This window comes from Pseudomonas sp. 1L-E-NC-VB-C3 (genome assembly GCF_057291535.1).
Genome location: NZ_JBXAWD010000004.1, coordinates 412,800 through 428,483 on the forward strand (window position 1 = coordinate 412,800; position 15,684 = coordinate 428,483).

The 15,684-nt window shown below is 59.7% G+C and carries 17 protein-coding genes; 8 read left to right on the forward strand and 9 right to left on the reverse strand.

All coding sequences use genetic code 11. The features are described 5' to 3' along the window. The first annotated feature begins 9 nt into the window (after positions 1-9). The 4 genes from AC0Z5Z_RS09675 to rlmF all read left to right on the forward strand — a co-directional run bounded on the left by AC0Z5Z_RS09675 (position 10) and on the right by rlmF (position 5,127). Entirely contained in the window at positions 10-438 is a 429-nt protein-coding gene (locus AC0Z5Z_RS09675; RefSeq protein WP_122707168.1) for a DNA polymerase III subunit chi, read from the forward strand. A gap of 8 nt (positions 439-446) precedes the next feature. Further along, on the forward strand, positions 447-833 hold the full coding sequence (locus tag AC0Z5Z_RS09680; protein ID WP_056783087.1) for a hypothetical protein: 387 nt from the start codon (positions 447-449) through the stop codon (positions 831-833). Positions 834-1,027: 194 nt separating this feature from the next. After that, positions 1,028-3,874 carry a valine--tRNA ligase gene (locus tag AC0Z5Z_RS09685; protein ID WP_485610993.1) on the forward strand — a complete coding sequence of 949 codons (2,847 nt, stop codon included), beginning with the start codon at positions 1,028-1,030 and terminating at the stop codon, positions 3,872-3,874. Positions 3,875-4,107: 233 nt separating this feature from the next. Next, entirely contained in the window at positions 4,108-5,127 is a 1,020-nt protein-coding gene (gene rlmF, locus AC0Z5Z_RS09690) for a 23S rRNA (adenine(1618)-N(6))-methyltransferase RlmF (protein ID WP_016771571.1), read from the forward strand. A 194-nt stretch (positions 5,128-5,321) separates the two neighbouring features. Here rlmF and AC0Z5Z_RS09695 read toward each other — a convergent pair whose 3' ends face one another. Next, positions 5,322-5,603: an HU family DNA-binding protein gene (locus AC0Z5Z_RS09695; protein ID WP_003221909.1), complete on the reverse strand. Its 282-nt coding sequence runs from the start codon at positions 5,601-5,603 to the stop codon at positions 5,322-5,324. A gap of 485 nt (positions 5,604-6,088) precedes the next feature. Between AC0Z5Z_RS09695 and yejK the strand changes: the two genes are divergently transcribed. Then, positions 6,089-7,093: a nucleoid-associated protein YejK gene (gene yejK, locus AC0Z5Z_RS09700; RefSeq protein WP_039759184.1), complete on the forward strand. Its 1,005-nt coding sequence runs from the start codon at positions 6,089-6,091 to the stop codon at positions 7,091-7,093. Further along, positions 7,093-7,443 (forward strand): glutaredoxin family protein, encoded by a 351-nt coding sequence (locus tag AC0Z5Z_RS09705; protein ID WP_095180435.1) that lies wholly within the window; start codon positions 7,093-7,095, stop codon positions 7,441-7,443. Before yejK ends, AC0Z5Z_RS09705 begins: the two co-directional genes overlap by 1 nt. A gap of 116 nt (positions 7,444-7,559) precedes the next feature. On the opposite strand, the gene AC0Z5Z_RS09710 is transcribed toward AC0Z5Z_RS09705, so the two are convergent. The 5 genes from AC0Z5Z_RS09710 to AC0Z5Z_RS09730 all read right to left on the reverse strand — a co-directional run bounded on the left by AC0Z5Z_RS09710 (position 7,560) and on the right by AC0Z5Z_RS09730 (position 11,537). Beyond that, positions 7,560-8,495, reverse strand: a complete 936-nt coding sequence (locus AC0Z5Z_RS09710; RefSeq protein WP_236168102.1) for a glutathione S-transferase family protein — start codon at positions 8,493-8,495, stop codon at positions 7,560-7,562. An 84-nt stretch (positions 8,496-8,579) separates the two neighbouring features. Next, the gene (locus AC0Z5Z_RS09715; protein ID WP_095180433.1) at positions 8,580-8,882 is read right to left on the reverse strand and encodes a GIY-YIG nuclease family protein; all 303 of its coding nucleotides are present in this window, start codon (positions 8,880-8,882) and stop codon (positions 8,580-8,582) included. Between the two features lie 40 nt (positions 8,883-8,922). Continuing rightward, positions 8,923-9,393, reverse strand: coding sequence for a nuclear transport factor 2 family protein (locus AC0Z5Z_RS09720; RefSeq protein ID WP_095180432.1), 471 nt, complete (start codon positions 9,391-9,393; stop codon positions 8,923-8,925). Positions 9,394-9,583: 190 nt separating this feature from the next. Next, positions 9,584-10,888 (reverse strand): CynX/NimT family MFS transporter, encoded by a 1,305-nt coding sequence (locus AC0Z5Z_RS09725; protein ID WP_485610994.1) that lies wholly within the window; start codon positions 10,886-10,888, stop codon positions 9,584-9,586. Beyond that, positions 10,878-11,537 carry a FadR/GntR family transcriptional regulator gene (locus AC0Z5Z_RS09730; protein WP_406228326.1) on the reverse strand — a complete coding sequence of 220 codons (660 nt, stop codon included), beginning with the start codon at positions 11,535-11,537 and terminating at the stop codon, positions 10,878-10,880. Before AC0Z5Z_RS09730 ends, AC0Z5Z_RS09725 begins: the two co-directional genes overlap by 11 nt. Positions 11,538-11,703: 166 nt before the next feature. On the opposite strand from AC0Z5Z_RS09730, the gene AC0Z5Z_RS09735 reads away from it, so the two are divergent. Together AC0Z5Z_RS09735 and AC0Z5Z_RS09740 are read left to right on the forward strand one after the other, a co-directional pair. Next, positions 11,704-12,015 carry a type II toxin-antitoxin system MqsR family toxin gene (locus AC0Z5Z_RS09735; RefSeq protein WP_071174464.1) on the forward strand — a complete coding sequence of 104 codons (312 nt, stop codon included), beginning with the start codon at positions 11,704-11,706 and terminating at the stop codon, positions 12,013-12,015. Further along, positions 12,012-12,500 carry a type II toxin-antitoxin system MqsA family antitoxin gene (locus tag AC0Z5Z_RS09740; RefSeq protein WP_056783073.1) on the forward strand — a complete coding sequence of 163 codons (489 nt, stop codon included), beginning with the start codon at positions 12,012-12,014 and terminating at the stop codon, positions 12,498-12,500. The genes AC0Z5Z_RS09735 and AC0Z5Z_RS09740 overlap by 4 nt, the downstream gene beginning before the upstream one ends. Before the next feature lie 57 nt (positions 12,501-12,557). Here AC0Z5Z_RS09740 and AC0Z5Z_RS09745 read toward each other — a convergent pair whose 3' ends face one another. The 3 genes from AC0Z5Z_RS09745 to AC0Z5Z_RS09755 are packed head-to-tail and all read right to left on the reverse strand — an operon-like array spanning position 12,558 to position 15,622. Continuing rightward, positions 12,558-13,322 (reverse strand): amino acid ABC transporter ATP-binding protein, encoded by a 765-nt coding sequence (locus AC0Z5Z_RS09745; RefSeq protein ID WP_485610995.1) that lies wholly within the window; start codon positions 13,320-13,322, stop codon positions 12,558-12,560. Positions 13,323-13,335: 13 nt separating this feature from the next. After that, positions 13,336-14,430, reverse strand: coding sequence for an amino acid ABC transporter permease (locus tag AC0Z5Z_RS09750; RefSeq protein WP_016771582.1), 1,095 nt, complete (start codon positions 14,428-14,430; stop codon positions 13,336-13,338). 10 nt (positions 14,431-14,440) lie between these two features. Beyond that, the gene (locus AC0Z5Z_RS09755) at positions 14,441-15,622 is read right to left on the reverse strand and encodes an amino acid ABC transporter permease (protein ID WP_071174462.1); all 1,182 of its coding nucleotides are present in this window, start codon (positions 15,620-15,622) and stop codon (positions 14,441-14,443) included. Positions 15,623-15,684 lie beyond the last annotated feature (62 nt).

The window sequence follows — 15,684 nt, forward strand, 5'->3', positions numbered from 1 at the left end:
GGAACCGCAATGACCAAAGTCGACTTCTATATCCTGCCCAGCGCCGATCCTTCAGCGCGCCTGGATTTCGCCTGCAAGCTCACCGAGAAAGCCTGGCGCATGGGCCACCGCATCTACCTGCATTGCAGCGATGCGGCCCAGCGCGACGATCTCGATGCGCGTCTGTGGGCATTCAAGGGTGAAAGCTTCGTGCCCCACGGCCCGGCCGACAGCGAACCGGACGGTTTGATCGTGCTGGGACTTGGAGACGACTGCGGTGAGCATCACGATCTGCTGGTCAATCTCGACCTGAAAGTCCCGGCCTTCGCCAGCAAATTCGCCCGCGTGGCGGAAGTGGTGGTGGAAGATCCAGCCATCCGCGCAGCGGCGCGGGAGAGTTTCCGTTTCTACCGCGAACAGGGCTATTCTCTGCAAGACCACCGTTTACAGCGACTCTGAGCACTCCAATGGACACTCCGAAACCGCAACAGAAGTCCGCACATCTGCTGGACGATCTTGAATCGATCCGCCAGTTGCTCGGCGATGACAACCTGCAACCGCCGCTCTTGACCGATACGGTCGATGACGGCGAACAGGAACAGATTCCGATGCTGTTCGATTCCGTCGGCAATCAGCCGGCGGCCGTCGAGCCGCCACCAGCGCCGCCGGCTGCCCCGGCTGCCGCACCGGTCGATAAAGGCCCGGACGCCTTGCTGCACCTGGACAGCGAACTGCGCGCCGCCGCGCAATTGATCATGCAAGACGTGATCGACGACTTCGCCCCGCACATCGAAACCGAAATCAAACGTCGCCTGGATGCGCGGATGGAGCGGCTGCTCAGCCAGTACGAATAAGCCGCTGGTGTAGGAGCTACCGAAGGCTGCGATCTTTTGACTTTGCTTTCAAAAAAAACAAGATCAAAAGATCGCAGCCTTCGGCAGCTCCTACATTTAGATCTCCGCCCGACCTCCCCCGCTCGCCCTCGGCACCACGCCCCGCTATACTTCCCGGCTTTTCCTGAATAAATGCCAATAGGGTCCCGCCGCGCATGGATAAGACCTACCAGCCGCACGCCATTGAAACTTCCTGGTACAAGACCTGGGAGTCCGAGAACTACTTCGCCCCGCAAGGCGCGGGCGAGTCCTACACCATCATGATCCCGCCGCCGAACGTCACCGGCAGCCTGCACATGGGTCACGGTTTCAACAACGCGATCATGGACGCGTTGATCCGTTTCCGCCGCATGCAGGGTCGCGACACCCTTTGGCAACCGGGCACCGACCATGCCGGTATCGCCACGCAGATGCTGGTGGAGCGTCAGCTCGAAGCCCAGGGCCAGAATCGTCACGATCTGGGCCGGGAAAAATTTCTCGAAAAAGTCTGGGAATGGAAAGATCAGTCCGGCGGCAACATCAGCCGGCAGATCCGTCGCCTCGGCTCGTCCGTCGACTGGAGCCGCGAGCGCTTCACCATGGACGACGGCCTCTCGGAAGCGGTCAAGGAAGCTTTCGTGCGTCTGCATGAAGACGGCCTGATCTACCGCGGCAAGCGTCTGGTCAACTGGGACACCAAACTGCACACAGCGATTTCCGACCTCGAAGTGGAAAACCACGAAGAGAAAGGCTTCCTGTGGAACCTGAAATACCCATTGGCCGATGGTGTAAAAACCGCTGAGGGCGATGACTTCCTGATCGTCGCCACCACCCGTCCGGAAACCATGCTCGGTGACTCCGCCGTCGCGGTTAACCCGAACGACGAACGCTACAAAGCGCTGATCGGCAAATTCGTCGAGCTGCCACTGGTTGGCCGCCGCATCCCGATCATCGCCGACGATTACTGCGATCCTGAATTCGGCACCGGCTGCGTGAAAATCACCCCAGCCCACGATTTCAACGACTACGAAGTCGGCAAGCGCCACAACCTGCCGCTGCTGAACATCTTCGACAAGAACGCCAACGTGCTGCCTGCCGCCCAGGTGTTCAACCTCGACGGCACGCTGAACGAGAGCATCGACGGCAAGATTCCGGCCGAGTTCGCCGGCCTTGAGCGTTTCGAAGCGCGCAAGCAGATCGTCGCCGCGTTCGACGCCGCCGGCCTGCTGGTGAGTGTCAACGATCACAACCAGAAAACGCCGAAAGGCGATCGCTCCGGCACGGTCATCGAGCCGTGGCTGACCGACCAGTGGTACGTATCGACCAAGCCTCTGGCCGAGCCGGCGATTGCTGCCGTTGAAGACGGTCGCATCCAGTTCGTGCCCAAGCAGTACGAAAACATGTACTTCTCGTGGATGCGCGACATCCAGGACTGGTGCATCAGCCGTCAGCTGTGGTGGGGCCACCGGATTCCGGCCTGGTACGACGAGTCGGGCAAAGTCTACGTCGGTCGCGACGAAGCCGAAGTCCGTGCCAAGCACAACCTCGGCCCGGACGTTGCGCTGCAACAGGACAACGACGTACTCGACACCTGGTTCAGCTCCGGCCTGTGGACCTTCTCCACGCTGGGCTGGCCTGAGCAGACCGAGTTCCTGAAGAAATTCCACTCCACCGACGTGCTGGTCACCGGTTTCGACATCATCTTCTTCTGGGTTGCCCGGATGATCATGATGACCATGCACCTGATGAAGAACGAAGACGGCACGCCGCAGGTTCCGTTCAAGACTGTGTACGTACACGGTCTGGTACGCGACGGCCAAGGCCAGAAGATGTCCAAGTCCAAGGGCAACGTCCTTGACCCGCTGGACATCATCGACGGCATCGACCTGGAAACCCTGGTGCAGAAGCGCACTTCGGGCCTGATGCAACCGAAACTGGCGAAGAAGATCGAGAAAGCCACCCGCGAAGAATTCGCCAATGGCATCGAAAGCTACGGCACCGACGCCCTGCGCTTCACGTTCTGCTCGCTGGCCTCGACCGGTCGCGACATCAAGTTCGACATGGGTCGCGTCGAAGGCTATCGCAACTTCTGCAACAAGATCTGGAACGCCGCGCGTTACGTTCTGGACAAGGGCGAAGACTGCGGCCAGAACGGCGAAGCCTACGAGCTGTCGCTGGCTGATCGCTGGATCATCTCGCAGCTGCAACGCACCGAAGCCGAAGTGACCCGCCAACTGGATCAGTTCCGTTTCGACCTCGCCGCGCAAGCGTTGTACGAGTTCATCTGGAACCAGTACTGCGACTGGTATCTGGAACTGTCCAAGCCTGTGCTGTGGGACGAGAACGCACCGGTCGAACGTCAGCGCGGCACTCGCCGGACGCTGGTACGCGTGCTGGAAGTGGCGCTGCGTCTGGCGCATCCGTTCATGCCGTTCATCACTGAAGAAATCTGGCAGCGCATCGCGCCGCTGGCCGGCATCCAGGGCAAGACGATCATGCTGCAGCCTTGGCCGGTGGCCAACGAAGAGCGCATCGATCCGGCGGCGGAAAACGACATCGAATGGCTCAAGGAACTGATGCTCGGCACGCGCAACATTCGTGGCGAGATGAACATCGGCCCGGGCAAGCCACTGCCGATCTTCCTGAAGAACGTCAGCGCTGACGACCAGCGCCGCCTGACCGAGAACGAAGCGCTGCTGAAGAAGCTGGCGCGTCTGGAATCGATCACCGTACTCGCCGCTGGCGAAGAAGCACCGCTGTCCGCTACCGCACTGGTCGGCGAGATGGAAGTGCTGGTGCCGATGGCCGGTCTGATCGACAAGGGCGCCGAACTGGCGCGTCTGGACAAGGAAATCCTGCGTCTGCAGGGCGAAGTCCAGCGCGTTGGCGGCAAGCTGTCCAACGCAGGTTTCGTCGACAAGGCCCCGGCCGAAGTCATCGAGAAGGAACGCGCCAAACTGGCCGAGGCCGAACAGGCCCTGGGCAAACTGGCCGAGCAGCATGCGCGGATTGCCAGTCTGTAACGGCAAACCGCACTGAAAAAGGGAGGCCCAGGTGGCCTCCCTTTTTTATTCCTGAAAAACCTTGAGTCCCCTGTGGGAGCGAGCCTGCTCGCGAAAGCGCTGTGTCAGCCGACAAATCTGCCGGATGTGAAACCGCCTTCGCGAGCAGGCTCGCTCCCACAGTTTGAACGGTGTTGCCTTCAGATGTGGGACAATGCCCGCCACTTTCAGCCATACCCGAATCGACCACGCCCATGACCGCCCCCCGCACACCCAAACCTGCGCGCAAGAAGCCTGACGCCGCCTCCCCGAGCAAAGCCGTCGAGCCGCGCGAGAAGGCCAGCCTGCATCCGCGCAATCGCCATCAGGGTCGTTACGACTTTCCGGCGCTGATCAAGACCACGCCGGAACTGGCCAAGTACGTGATCACCAACCCGTACGGCAAGGAAAGCATCGACTTCGCCAGCCCCGACGCGGTACGTGTGTTCAATCGGGCGCTGCTCAAGGCGTTCTACGGCATCCAGCATTGGGACATCCCGGCGGACTATCTTTGCCCTCCTGTTCCGGGGCGTGCCGACTATGTGCACTTTCTCGCCGACCTGCTGGCGAGCATGAACGACGGCAAGGTCCCGCGCGGCGCGATCGTCAATGTGCTGGATATCGGCATGGGCGCCAACTGCGTTTATCCGTTGATCGGCAACAGCGAATACCGTTGGCACTTCCTCGGCTCGGAGATCGACCCAACAGCCGTGGCGGCGGCGCGAGCCATCGTGCAGTCCAACGATCTGAGCAAGGTGATCCAGCTGCGCCAGCAGGAAAACCGCAAGCACATCCTCATTGGCTTGCTGGAGCCGGGCGAGCGTTTCGACCTGACCATGTGCAACCCGCCGTTCCACGCTTCGATGGAAGAAGCGACCAAGGGCAGCGAGCGCAAGTGGCGCGCCTTGGGCAAGGCCGACCCGAAACGCAAGCTACCGGTGCTGAACTTCGGCGGGCAATCGGCGGAGCTGTGGTGTGAAGGCGGTGAAGCGCGCTTTGTGACGCAGTTGATTGCCGAAAGTGCGAACTTCCAGCACAAGGTGTTGTGGTTCAGCACACTGGTGTCGAAGGCCTCGAACCTGCCGGCCATCGAGACGGCACTGAAGAAGGCCGGCGTGCTGGAGAGCCAGGTCGTGGAGATGTCGCAGGGCCAGAAGCAGAGCCGCTTTGTCGCCTGGACCTTCCAGACCAAGTCCGAGCAGCAGATCTGGCGGCGTGAGCGCTGGGTTCGCTAACACACAGCAGATCCCCTGTGGGAGCGAGCCTGCTCGCGAAAGCGGCGCGTCAGTCAGCTTCAATATCGACTGACCTACCGCTTTCGCGAGCAGGCTCGCTCCCACATTGGCCCTGCGATTCAGTCGCTAAATCACAGACACAAAAAAACCGTGCCCCGGATCACTCCGAAGCACGGTTTTTTTATCGCTGCGTCTTACTTGTTCACAGCGTCGGTCAGGCCTTTGGCCACAACCAGCTTGATCACTTTCTTTGCAGGGATTTCGATGGCAGCGCCAGTCGAAGGGTTACGGCCAGTGCGGGCAGGACGCTCGGTCACTTTCAGCTTGCCGATACCTGGCAAGGTGATTTCGCCGCCGTTTTCCAGCTGATCGGCAACGATTTGGCCCAGTTGGTCCAGAGCGTTACGCGCGGTGGTTTTCGGCGCGTCGATAGCTTCAGCGATGTCGGCGATCAGTTGGTCTTTAGTAAGAGCCATGTAGTGTTCCTTCCCTATCAAATTCATATGGATTGCAGAGTGCAGTGTCAGCCATCGAGCCCGATCTTCTGGATCTGGCACCCTCGGCGATAACCACGACGAGTCGGGTTATAGATGCCGAAATCAGGGTTTGGTTCGACCTGACAAATGCTGAATGCACGCTTAACGCAGTGACTTCGCGTAAGACCGGGCAAAACTAGCACAGCGACAAGGAAATATCCGCCTCTAGCTACCCATTTGGTCAGCTTTATTGCGCTAAATCGGTAAAAAACCGCTTAAGGCCGGCCGCTTGCGCCGATTTAAGCCTTGGCCCCCCTGTAGGAGCTGCCGAAGGCTGCGATCTTTGGACTTTGCTTTTTCAAAAACAAGATCAAAAGATCGCAGCCTTCGGCAGCTCCTACGCAGAGCCTCGGCCGGAGATTCGGTTACACTGAGCGCTTTTTCGGGGGAGCCTGCCCTCCTCCCTTCCAACAGCCGAGAAGCCCATGCCGATCCGTCATTGCATCGTCCACCTGATCGACAAAAAACCCGACGGCACGCCCGCAGTTCTGCACGCCCGTGACTCTGAACTGGCCGAGTCCGCAGCCATCGAAAACATGCTCGCCGACCTCAACGAAAGCTACAACGCCAAACAGGGCAAAGCCTGGGGCCTGTTCCATCCGGAATCCGGCGCATTCCCGTTCAGCGGCTGGCTGAAGGAGTATATGGAAGGCGGCCGTGACTTCACCGCGTTCAGTAAAGTGGCGGTCGAGCATCTGCAGAAACTGATGGAAGAATCCAACCTGTCGGTGGGTGGCCACGTGCTGTTCGCCCACTATCAGCAAGGCATGACTGACTACCTGGCGATCGCCCTGCTGCACCACAGCGAAGGCGTGGCGGTGACCGACGAGCTCGACGTGACGCCCTCGCGCCATCTCGACCTTGGCCAGTTGCATCTGGCCGCGCGGATCAACGTTTCCGAGTGGCAGAACAACAAGCAGTCCAAGCAGTACATCTCGTTCATCAAGGGCAAGAATGGCAAGAAGGTCTCGGAGTATTTCCGCGACTTCATCGGTTGCCAGGAAGGCGTCGACGGCCCCGGCGAGACGCGCACGCTGCTCAAGGCCTTCAGTGACTTTGTCGAGAGCGAAGACCTGCCGGAAGACTCGGCCCGCGAGAAAACCAAGACCCTGGTTGACTATGCCAGCAGCCAGGCCAAGCTCGGCGAACCGATGGGTCTTGAGGAGCTGTCGGAGCTGATCGACGAAGAACGCCCGAAAGCCTTCTACGATCACATCCGCAACAAGGACTATGGCCTGTCGCCAGAGATTCCGGCAGACAAGCGCACCCTCAATCAATTCCGTCGTTTCACCGGCCGCGCCGAAGGTTTGTCGATCAGCTTCGAAGCGCACCTGCTGGGCTCGAAGATCGAGTACGACGAAGAGAACGGCACCCTGATCATCAAAGGCCTGCCGACTTCGCTGACCGATCAGTTGAAGCGGCGTAACTGATGCTCGGCAATGTGCTGAAAAAGGTCGCCCTGGTATTGCTGGTGGTCGTGGTCTATCAGAACTGGGGCAAGATCGAGCGGGTGTTCAATCCCGCGCAAATGGTCTCGCCGCAGACCCGGGCGCAAGCCAATGTCGTGCTTTATGCCACCGACTGGTGCGGCTACTGCAAACAGACCAAACGCTTTCTCGACAGCAAGGGCATACCGTTCAAGGAGTTCGACATCGAGAAAGATGTTGAAGCGCGCAAGGCGTATGAAGCATTGGGTGGACGCGGGATTCCGCTGATCGATGTGAACGGCACGTTGATTCGCGGGTTCGATCCGGACGAAATCCTTGCAGCCCTGAAATAACCAATGTGGGAGCGAGCCTGCTCGCGAAAGCGCTGCATCAGCCAACAACCATGTTGAATGATCCATCGTCTTCGCGAGCAGGCTCGCTCCCACAGGTTTTGCAGCTGCTTGATAAATCAGCGCGCTTCGATACGGAAACCAAAACGCGGAAAGTGCACATGCACCACGCCGCCACGTTCGTCTTCACGGCGAATGATCAGCTCTTCACTGCCAGCAAACAACAACTCGCCTGCCACCGGATCAACGCCGTAATCGACAGCGGCAATTGCCACTTGCTGTCCCGTCTTGAAGCCGTTCGGATCAACGAACCGCTCATCCGGCAATGCCGCTGGCGTCGCGTTACGCGCGACCTCCAATGCCTCGGCAGAGGACATCTCGCTCGCTGCGCCATGGCCGAACCCGAGCACCCGACCCAGCCACGCCGCCACCGCCGGATATTCATCCACCAGCGGCGCCGTGACGTGGGTCGCCTTGAGGAACCACAGCGGATGCGCCAGGGCGAAGTCGGCAATCGATGGCTCGCCGAAGAGGTAGTCGCCCTGTTCGCGCTGCAACTGCTGCTCCAGACGCGCCATGATCGTCGGCCACTGATGCTTGGCCTGCTCGGCGGACAGGCGTGTGGCGCTGCCACCGCTGAACAAGCCGGCGCGGTCGGCCAGGAAGGCCTTGATCGCTTCCGGCGGCAATTTGCCGAAACGCACCGCCACTGACTCCGGCTGGAACACCAGGCTCACGGCATGCTGGAACACCACCGAATCGGCCCACGCTGCAAAACTGGCGCTGGTCATTTCCTGGCCTTCGGGAAAGAACGCCGGCAGGGCTTTTTCCTGCTCCAGGCGTCGAGCGATCAGTGCGGTGTCGCAATAGATGTCAGCACCGATCTGCAACACTGGGGTCTTGCGGTAGCCACCGGTCAATGCCGTCAGATCAGGCTTGGGCATCACCGGGGAAATATGCACCGAACGCCAGGACAGGCCTTTGAAGCCCAGCAGCAGGCGCGCCTTCTCGGCAAATGGAGAGGTCGGGTAATGGTGCAGAATCAACTCGGACATGCTCGGCTCCGCCGCTGGAAAAGTGAATCCGCAGCTTAGCGCGCATTGCCTGACAGGCCTACCGATCTGCCTGATGGGAACCAATCAGTCAGATTGATAAGACGCGACCAGGCATTCCTTGGCGCTCTTCTTGAGCTTTTTGATCAGCCGTTCCTGGCGCAAAGCATCGCTTTTGTCGCGGCACAGTTCGGTGTAGACCAGGGCCATCGCGGGGCTGGAAAGAAAGAACCGCGCGCCCTTGCCGCTCTGGTGCTTGGCGAAACGGCGCACGGGGTCGTCGCTGATTCCGCAATACAACGAGCCATTGGCGGCACGCACGAGGTAGACGAACCAGGATTTGCTCACTGGTTCGGCAGCATCGACGGATTTTTCGCTAAGGCTGGTCACTTCGGGATCTGAACGTGTAGGAAAACAGGCGGCGATCTTATCAGCGCCCGGCCTGAAATGCCTTCAGTCCCTTGCGCGCCTGGGCACGTACCGCGTTGCGCACCAGCGGCGTCCAGCCCAGCAGCAGGCCTTTGAAACCCAACGCCTGCCGCGACCAGCGCCACAGATCGAAGTGGTCGTGGTGCTCACAGATCTTGCCGTCCCGGAAGACGAAGCGCGCCTGGATGTCGTTGACCACGACGTTGCCGGTCTGACTGAACAGGTAAGTCGCCACCCAATGCGCGCCGCCGGTGCGCTCGTCGGCGCGGACATTGTCAAAAGTCAGGGAAAAATCCCTGGCGCGGGTAGTCAGCATGCGCCACATGTCGCCGGCATCGCGCCCGCGCAACTCGCCGAAGGCCGGATCGCTGAAGACCACATCATCGGTGTAGCAGGCCGCCATGGCCTCGGCGTCGAGGCGCTGAAAGGCTTGGTAGAAGCGGGTGATCAGGGCGCTATGGGCTTCGCTCAAGGCAATCTCCAAGGAAATAGGTACAGATTGCCAGCACCATAATCTGCCGCGCGCAGAAACACTATCGGCAATACGCAAAACCCTTGTGGGAGCGAGCCTGCTCGCGAAGGCAATTCAACATTCAACATCCATGTTGACCGAAACACCGCTTTCGCGAGCAGGCTCGCTCCCACATTTGCAACCAGTGCATTCAGATCTTTTCGCTTTGCACCTGCACATACAACGCCCGCCCGGCACCCAGCCCGGCCAGGATCGCACCAGCGCCGATAACGCCGAAGATCCAGCCCAGGGCATTCCAGCCGCCGGTCCAGTCATGCACCACGCCCACGGCAAACGGCCCCATGGACGCCAGCGTGTAGCCAAAACCCTGGGACATGCTCGACAGGTTCGCCGCGACATGGGAATCGCGCGAGCGCAGCACGATCAGGGTCAGGGCCAGACTGAACGTGCCGCCCTGCCCCAGTCCGAGCAGAATCGCCCAGCCCCACAGACCTTCGATCGGTGCGTACAGGCAGCCGAACAGGCCGGCCAGGGTCAGCGCCATGACCACGACAATCGCCAGGCGCTGATCCTTGCCCCGGGTCGCCAGCCACGGCGCGGCCAGCGAACTGGCCAGTTGAATGATCACCGAACCGGACAGCACCAATCCGGCCTGAGTCGGTGTCAGCCCGCGCCCGATGAGGATTGACGGCAACCAGCCAAACACGATGTAGGCCAGCGACGATTGCAGGCCCATGTACAAGGTCACCTGCCAGGCCAGCGGATCACGCAGCAACCCGCGCACGCGATAGGCGACGTTGTGTGCGCCATGTTTGGAGCCGACTTGTGGCAGCCAGAACACTGCGGCTACCAATGCCGGAATCACCCAGAAGCCCAGGCCCATCGCCCAGCTGTTGCCGAAGTGTTCACTCAGCGGCACGGTCGAACCAGCCGCCATCGCCGCACCCAGGCACAGGGCCATGGTGTAGACGCCGGTCATGGTCCCGGCATGTTTGGCGAAATCGCGTTTGACAATGCCCGGTAACAGCACGCCGATAATGCCGATGCTGGCGCCCCCAAGCACGCTGCCGGCGAACAGGCCGATCTCGCCGAAATTACTGCGCAGGATAATCCCGCCGGCCAGCGTCAGCAGAATCCCCAACACCACCCGCTCAGCACCGAAACGCCGCGCCAGAATCGGCGCCAGCGGCGCAAACAGGCCCAGGCACAGCACCGGCAACGTGGTCAGCAATCCCGCCTGCGCCGCAGACAGTCCGAGACTGCTGGAGACCTCGCTGAGCAACGGCGCCATGCTCGACAACGCCGGGCGCAGGTTCAGCGCCACCAGAATCAACCCGAGCAGCAACAGCCACGGGCGTTTTACCAATGGGTGGCTTTGCTGGACCTGCTCGTCATCAGCCTCGGCATCGATCAGCAGCTCTTCAAGTTCGGGGGTGCGTTTCGACACTGTGGATAACTCACTGCGGGACATGGATTTCTCGGTTTCAAGGTTCATTGATCAACTGCCTCGACAAGGCTTTGGCCCGCTCCGGGTCGCGTTGCTCGACCGCATCGAGCAAGTCGATGTGCAGATCGAACACTTCCTGACGGCGCGGGGAGATATTCAGGGTCTGGCGCAATTGCGCGCCGACGATGCTGGAAAAGTAGCGATACAACTCGCTGAGGGTCGGGTTGTGCGCGGCGTCGACCAGTCGGCGATGGAACACCAGATCGCAGGCGATATAGGTGTCGAGATCGCCGTGGTAGTGGCTGCCGCTGGTGCCGAGCGCTTCGCGCAGGGTCGCCAGATCCTCATCGGTACGGCGCAACGCGGCCAGGCCGATGGCCTCGACTTCAAGGATGTGTCGGGTCTCCCGAGCCTGCTCCAGCGAACAGCGGGATAGCGCTTTAAGTGTGTCGAGCGGGTCGACCACCGCCCGAAGATAACTGCCGTCGCCTTGGCGAATTTCGATCAATCCCGAGAACGCCAGAACACGCATCGCCTCACGCACTGTATTGCGGCTAATGCCCAGTTCGGCACACAGCTCAGGTTCGGTCGGCAGACGCTCGCCGACCTGCCACGCACCGCTGTTGATGCGCTGCCGCAGTTGATCCAAAGCCTGATCGACCAGGGATCGCTTGATCAAAGGGGAAATGTCTGACATGAACCTCACCTTTTCATCCAATCATAGGATGAATTTTCCGACATGTTAGTCAGACCCATGTAGGACGGCAACCACCTAGGGTCAATCGGAGACACATGGAGCGGCATTTTCGATTGGTCAAAATTACCCTTTAAGGGTAATTTCAGGGACAGGGTTTTGGCTTCTTATGGAAAAGAACACACCCCATTACGACTTGGCAGTCGTGAAGGCCGAAGTAATTAGACGAGGCAAAGAAGCCTTTACACGTTATGCACTTGAGACAGGCCGGGACATGGGCATGTCCTGGAAAGTGATGATGCAGGTTGTGGCAACGCTTGAGCGGCGGATGCTCTACAAATCCATGACCTCTTATTCCAACCATCGTAACTGGCACGACGTCTATCACGTATCGTTTCGAAATCGGGAGATCTATATCAAAGTGACCTACTGCACGAGCGGTGGTTCTCCGGTGATCTCCTTCAAGGAGAAAAACACATGAGCAAGAGGCAATGCCTGAGTTGCGGCACCGAACACGCAATGCACCACTTTCAAGATCGCAGTCTCGACGTCAATTACAAACAGTTTTCGCGGCCCGTACACCTTCTCGCCGGCTGGGAGTGCAGGATCTGTGGCGAAATCATTTTTGACAGTGGTACCGACAGTGCCGAGCGCTACGTAGATGCCGGCGATCAATTACTCGAAGACGTACTTCGGCTGATCGGTACCGAAATGAAGCGTATTCGCCGAAAGCTCCATCTCACTCAAAGAAGTGCGGTGAAGTGGCTGTCAGGAGGTGGGCATAATGCGTTTTCACGATATGAACGCGGCGAACTGGCTCCGCCGCAGCCGTTGTTCACACTGATGCGGCTTCTGGATCGTCATCCCGATCTGCTAGAGGAAATTCAGGCACTTCACGCAGACGACGGTCTCAAACAACTTCTGGAAACTCGTTACCCGGAGCGGGAACCTGTTCTGGCCAGATGAGCCCAGATAAAACAAACCCGGAACTGAGTCCGGGTTTGTTTCAGTGCCTGACGGGCATCAATGCAAAATCTGACTCAAGAACAACTTGGTCCGATCATTCTGCGGATTGTCGAAGAAGTCGTTCGGCGCGGCCTGTTCAACGATTTCGCCCTTGTCCATGAAGATCACGCGGTTGGCCACGGTGCGGGCGAAGCCCATTTCGTGCGTCACGCAGAGCATGGTCATGCCGTCTTCGGCCAGACCGATCATGGTGTCCAGAACTTCTTTCACCATTTCCGGATCAAGCGCTGAAGTCGGTTCGTCGAACAGCATGATTTTCGGCTTCATGCACAAGGCGCGGGCGATCGCCACACGCTGTTGCTGACCGCCGGAAAGCTGCCCCGGATATTTGTGCGCCTGCTCCGGAATGCGTACGCGCTCCAGGTAATGCATGGCGATTTCTTCGGCCTTGCGCTTGGGCAACTTGCGCACCCACATCGGCGCCAGCGTGCAGTTTTGCAGGATGGTCAGGTGCGGGAACAGGTTGAAGTGCTGGAACACCATGCCGACTTCGCGACGGATCGCTTCGATCTGCTTGAGGTCGTTGGTCAGTTCCACGCCATCGACGACGATGCGCCCCTGCTGGTGTTCTTCCAGACGATTGAGGCAACGGATCGTGGTGGACTTACCGGAGCCCGACGGACCACACAGGACGATGCGTTCGCCCTGTTTGACGTTGAGGTTGATGTCCTTGAGTACGTGAAACTGGCCGTACCACTTGTTCACGCCCTGCATCTGGATAATGCCTTCCGGACCCACAGGCTTTTTGATTGCTTCGCTCATTTACAGAGAACTCCTAACGCTTGTGGCCAGTGTCGAGCTTGCGTTCCAGATGCATGGAATAGCGCGACATACCAAAACAGAAAATCCAGAACACCAGGGCGGCGAACACGTAGCCTTCGGTGGCCATGCCCAGCCATTTCGGGTCGGCGGCGGCTTGCTTGACGCTGTTGAGCAGGTCGAACAGGCCGATAATGATCACCAGGCTGGTGTCCTTGAACAGCGCAATGAACGTGTTGACGATGCCCGGGATTACCAGCTTCAGGGCTTGCGGCAGAATCACCAGGCCCATCGAACGCCAGTAACCGAGGCCCATCGCTGCAGCCGCTTCGTACTGCCCTTTGGGAATCGCTTGCAGACCACCGCGCACCACTTCGGCGACGTAGGCTGACTGGAACAGGATCACGCCGATCAGCGCCCGCAGCAGCTTGTCGAAGTTCATGCCTTCAGGCAGGAACAGCGGCAGCATTACCGAGGACATGAACAGCACCGTGATCAACGGCACGCCGCGCCAGAACTCGATGAAGGTCACGCAGACCACACGAATCGCCGGCATGTTCGAACGTCGTCCCAGCGCCAGCACGATACCCAGCGGCAACGCCCCGGCGATGCCGACGGTGGCGATCACCAGGGTCAGCATCAGGCCGCCCCACTGGCTGGTCGGCACGGTGGTCATTCCGAAACCGCCATGCAGCAAAGTGAAGGCAATGATCGGGTACAGCACCAGGAAGCTCAGGCCGTACACCGCTTTACGCGGCACGCGCGAGATGAACAGCGGTGCTGCGCCGATGACCGCCAGCCACACGGTCAGGTCGACGCGCCAGCGCAGTTCGGTCGGGTAGTAGCCGTACATGAACTGGCCGAAACGCTGCTGAATGAACACCCAGCAGGCGCCTTCCTTGGTGCAGTCGGCGCGCGTGGTGCCGACCCAGTTGGCGTCGACGATCGCCCAGCTGAGGATCGGTGGCACGACCAGGTAGATCAGGTAGAACGCAAACAGCGTCAGCAGGGTGTTGAGCCAGCTGGAGAACATGTTCGCGCGCATCCACGCCACCACGCCGATACTGCTGTTCGGTGGAGGCATGTCGGGTTTGAAAGTATGAGTACTCATGCGCTTTTCCTTACCGCTCGATCAGCGCAATGCGCTTGTTGTACCAGTTCATCAGCAGGGAAATGCTGATACTGATCGCCAGGTACACGCTCATGGTGATGGCAATCACTTCGATGGCCTGCCCGGTCTGGTTGAGCACGGTGCCAGCGAACAGCGAAACCATTTCCGGGTAACCGATACCGGCTGCCAGCGAGGAGTTCTTCGCAAGGTTCAGGTATTGGCTGGTCAGCGGCGGAATGATCACGCGCAGGGCCTGCGGGATGATCACCTTGCGCAGGGTCGGGCCGTTGCGCAGGCCAAGCGAACGCGCCGCTTCGGTCTGACCGTGGCTGACCGACTTGATCCCGGAACGCACGATCTCGGCGATAAACGCTGCGGTGTACACAGTGAGCGCCAGGGTCAACGCCAGCAGTTCCGGGATCAGCACCCAGCCACCGACAAAGTTGAAGCCCTTGAGCTCGGGCATTTCCCAGTGCAACGGAGCGCCGAAGATCAGCGCGCACAAGGTCGGGATCACCAGCGCAATTGCCAGGCCGGTCCAGAACTTGTGGAACGGTACGCCGGTTTCTTCGAAACGCTTGTTGGCCCAGCGGCACATCAGCACGATGCCGACGATGGCCAGCACGATGCTGATCACGAACGCCCAGAAGCCGTCAGCGGCGAGTGCGGCCGGCATGTTCAGGCCACGGCTGCTGACGAAGAAGGTGTCGCCGAAGTTGTGGCTGTTGCGCGGCCCCGGCATGGTCAGGAACACCGCGAAGTACCAGAACAGGATCTGCAGCAGCGGCGGAATGTTGCGGAATACTTCCACATACACCGTCGCCAGTTTGGCAATGATCCAGTTCTGCGACAGCCGCGCTACACCGACGATGAAACCGAGAATCGTCGCCAGGATCACGCCGATAAATGTCACCAACAGGGTGTTGAGCAGGCCGATGACAAACACCCGCGCATAACTGTCCGCTTCGGTGTAGTCGATCAGGGTTTGAGCGATGCCGAACCCGGCACTGCGCTCCAGAAAGCTGAAACCGGAAGTGATACCCCGGTGCTGAAGGTTGGTTTGCGTGTTGTCGAACAGGTACCAGCCAAGCGAGACCACCGCCACAACGGTGATGATCTGGAATAGCCACGCACGCACTCGTGGATCGCTGAGGCTGAGCCTCTGCTTTGGTGCGCCGATTGAATTTTGCATGAAGTGCCCCGGAAGAAATGGAACAAGAACATCACCCGGCGGTTGGCCCGCCGGGCGATAGA

Bases quoted from the DNA above. Each gene is read 5' to 3' on its own strand.
- AC0Z5Z_RS09675 (WP_122707168.1), top strand. From the start codon at position 10: ATGACCAAAGTCGACTTCTATATCCTGCCCAGCGCCGATCCTTCAGCG.
- AC0Z5Z_RS09680 (WP_056783087.1), top strand. From the start codon at position 447: ATGGACACTCCGAAACCGCAACAGAAGTCCGCACATCTGCTGGACGAT.
- AC0Z5Z_RS09685 (WP_485610993.1), top strand. From the start codon at position 1,028: ATGGATAAGACCTACCAGCCGCACGCCATTGAAACTTCCTGGTACAAG.
- rlmF (WP_016771571.1), top strand. From the start codon at position 4,108: ATGACCGCCCCCCGCACACCCAAACCTGCGCGCAAGAAGCCTGACGCC.
- AC0Z5Z_RS09695 (WP_003221909.1), bottom strand. From the start codon at position 5,603: ATGGCTCTTACTAAAGACCAACTGATCGCCGACATCGCTGAAGCTATC.
- yejK (WP_039759184.1), top strand. From the start codon at position 6,089: ATGCCGATCCGTCATTGCATCGTCCACCTGATCGACAAAAAACCCGAC.
- AC0Z5Z_RS09705 (WP_095180435.1), top strand. From the start codon at position 7,093: ATGCTCGGCAATGTGCTGAAAAAGGTCGCCCTGGTATTGCTGGTGGTC.
- AC0Z5Z_RS09710 (WP_236168102.1), bottom strand. From the start codon at position 8,495: ATGTCCGAGTTGATTCTGCACCATTACCCGACCTCTCCATTTGCCGAG.
- AC0Z5Z_RS09725 (WP_485610994.1), bottom strand. From the start codon at position 10,888: ATGAACCTTGAAACCGAGAAATCCATGTCCCGCAGTGAGTTATCCACA.
- AC0Z5Z_RS09730 (WP_406228326.1), bottom strand. From the start codon at position 11,537: ATGTCAGACATTTCCCCTTTGATCAAGCGATCCCTGGTCGATCAGGCT.
- AC0Z5Z_RS09735 (WP_071174464.1), top strand. From the start codon at position 11,704: ATGGAAAAGAACACACCCCATTACGACTTGGCAGTCGTGAAGGCCGAA.
- AC0Z5Z_RS09740 (WP_056783073.1), top strand. From the start codon at position 12,012: ATGAGCAAGAGGCAATGCCTGAGTTGCGGCACCGAACACGCAATGCAC.
- AC0Z5Z_RS09745 (WP_485610995.1), bottom strand. From the start codon at position 13,322: ATGAGCGAAGCAATCAAAAAGCCTGTGGGTCCGGAAGGCATTATCCAG.
- AC0Z5Z_RS09750 (WP_016771582.1), bottom strand. From the start codon at position 14,430: ATGAGTACTCATACTTTCAAACCCGACATGCCTCCACCGAACAGCAGT.
- AC0Z5Z_RS09755 (WP_071174462.1), bottom strand. From the start codon at position 15,622: ATGCAAAATTCAATCGGCGCACCAAAGCAGAGGCTCAGCCTCAGCGAT.